This is a genomic window from Halobaculum sp. EA56, from assembly GCF_051195075.1.
Lineage (GTDB): Archaea > Halobacteriota > Halobacteria > Halobacteriales > Haloferacaceae > Halobaculum.
The window spans coordinates 1-590 of record NZ_JBNTJX010000132.1; the positions used below are offsets into that span (position 1 = coordinate 1).

At 64.4% G+C, this 590-nt stretch carries 1 protein-coding gene; it reads right to left on the bottom strand.

Annotation, left to right across the window (positions count from 1 at the left end; translation table 11 throughout):
• On the bottom strand, positions 1-590 hold a 590-nt coding region (locus ACQUQ1_RS22580; RefSeq protein ID WP_435066407.1), incomplete at both ends, for a restriction endonuclease.

Genomic DNA, 590 nt, shown 5'->3' on the forward strand with positions numbered 1-590 from the left:
TCGGCCACCTTCGGATGGCCGCGCTCAGCGTGGACAACGAACTGTGTGCGGTCGTTGATCCGGTGGATGACACCGACGGAGGTCTCAAAGACAGCGTTCGTGTCGGCGGTGATCGCAACCACCGGTCGGAACGTCACTTGCGAGTGCGGCACCGGCAGATCCGCAGCCTCGATGTTCTCGATGTCGCGGAACGCCTCCTGGACAGGTGCGTCGACATCCGCCGCCGGGTCGTACGGCCGGAGCGTCTCGTCACAGAGGATCTCGATGCGGCCGTTGTAGAGATCGAGACCGATCTCGTCGGCGATCTCCCGGAGGTCCTCGCCGTCGATCAGCTCGATGGGAAAGGGATCATCGTTCCGCTGGAGCCGATCTGCGTACTCCTCGGCAGGGTTCGTAAATCGACCAGTGGTGGCGACCATCCCGCGCTTTGGACCGTCGAAGTCGAACGTCGCGATGGCCGAGTGTAGCTTCTGGACGACCGGCCGGCCGACCGTCCCGGTGTGCTTACACTCGACGATGATCGCGCGCCGGGTGCCGTCGACGACCTCCTCCATAATAACGTCGCGACCCTCGTCGGCGGTTCGGTCGGC